This window comes from Collinsella aerofaciens (genome assembly GCF_028206795.1).
In the GTDB taxonomy this organism is placed as follows: domain Bacteria; phylum Actinomycetota; class Coriobacteriia; order Coriobacteriales; family Coriobacteriaceae; genus Collinsella; species Collinsella aerofaciens_AX.
Genome location: NZ_JAQLFJ010000029.1, coordinates 1 through 1,621, shown reverse-complemented (window position 1 = coordinate 1,621; position 1,621 = coordinate 1). Strand labels below are relative to the sequence as shown.

1 protein-coding gene is annotated in these 1,621 nt (G+C 72.1%); it reads left to right on the top strand.

Annotation, left to right across the window (positions count from 1 at the left end):
- Window positions 1-133: 133 nt before the first annotated feature.
- Window positions 134-1,396 (top strand): IS30 family transposase, encoded by a 1,263-nt coding sequence (locus PMX70_RS10085; protein ID WP_177816966.1) that lies wholly within the window; start codon window positions 134-136, stop codon window positions 1,394-1,396.
- Window positions 1,397-1,621 lie beyond the last annotated feature (225 nt).

Below are 1,621 nucleotides of genomic sequence, written 5' to 3'. Positions count from 1 at the left end.
CCTTGATTATCATTTTCATTGCAACAGCCTCAGGACTCAGCGCAACGCGTTGCGCTGAGTCCTGAGGCGCGAATCCGGGTAGGCAACCCCAGAGGGGCCGGAATCCCCCGGCCCTCGATGGAGGGAGGCCGGCATGTCCAGACCGAGACCGTCCGGAAGGTCGTACGGGAGGCTCACGAGGCACGAGAGGAACGCGATCGAGAGAATGCTCGACCGCAACCGAAGCGCCCGCGAGATCGCCGCGGAGCTCGGCAGGTCGCCCTCGACCGTGACCAGGGAGGTGGCGGCGCACCGCTACGTCACCGCGCCGCGCTCGCGCTACGGCGAGCCCGCGCCCGAGGACCTCTCGGGGGCCTGCCCCAGGCTCGCCGCATGGCCGAGGTGCTGCAACGGCTGCTCGCACAGGAAGGGCTACGGCTGCTCGAGGAGGCCCAGGGTGTTCTACAGCGCCAGGAGGGCGCAGGAGGCAGCCGACGCCGAGCTCTCGTCGAGCAGATCCGGGATAGACGAGACCGAGGAGGGCGCCGCCGCCAAGCTCGCGGCCATCAGGGGCGGCCTCGCGCGCGGGCTCTCCCCGCAGCAGATAGCGGCGACGACCCCCGGCCTCAGCGCCTCCACCGTATACAGGTGGGTGGACGCCGGCTACGACGGCATGACGAACATGGAGCTCAGGCGCAAGGTCGGCTACAGGCCGAGGTCGCACCGGGCCCCGAAGAGGGCGACGCACCACTCGGCCCGCAGGTCGCACGCGGCGTTCCTCGCGCTCGGCGAGGACGCCTGCGCCGCGGCCTGGGAGATGGACACCGTCGAGGGCGCCAGGGGCGACTCCGCCAGGCTCCTCACGCTCCTGCACCGCCCGAGCCGCTTCCAGCTGGCGCTGCCGCTGCCGGACGGCTCGTGCGCCTCGGTCCTCGCGGCGCTCTCGTCCCTGCGCGGGGTCCTCGGCGAGGACGGCGCGAGGCGCGCCTTCGGCGCCGTGCTCACCGACAACGGGAGCGAGTTCGCCGACGAGGGCGCCATCGCGGCGCTGCTCGGCGAGCGCGACGGCGAGACCAGGCTCTTCTACTGCGACCCCCGGCAGAGCCAACAGAAGGGCGCGTGCGAGAAGAACCACGTGGAGATCAGAAAGCTGCTGCCCAAGGGCGCCGGGGTCAGGTTCGACCGGCTGACGGCGGCGGACTGCGCGCTGCTCATGTCGCAGGTGAACTCCGAACCGAGGGGGGCGCTCGGGTTCCTGACGCCGGCGCGCGTGCTGCGGATGGCCCTCGGGGAGGACGCCTCCGCCCTCATGGACGCGTTCGGGGTGGAGGAGCTGGCGCCCGGCGAGCTCGACCTCACGCCCGGCTGCATCGACAGGGCCAGGGCCGCGAGGGGCGAGGGGCCGCTGGCGGGATAGCCGGCGCGCCAGGGCATGGGCCGGAGGGCCCGTTGCGCTGAGTCCGGAGCGGCTGCGCGGCGGGCTGGCGGAGCATGCCGCGGCAGGGCGGGGACGCCGGCCTCCACAGCCTCTCCACCTGCGGAAACGAGGCGACGGCCAGGTGCCGGGAGCTAGTTCCGCGTTGCGCTAGCTGCGGAAACGCGGGGTCCGTTCAAGCTGTTGCGTTGAGATTGAAAATCAACC

Excerpts from the sequence above, each read along its gene's own strand:
- PMX70_RS10085 (WP_177816966.1), top strand. The coding sequence starts at position 134 with ATGTCCAGACCGAGACCGTCCGGAAGGTCGTACGGGAGGCTCACGAGG.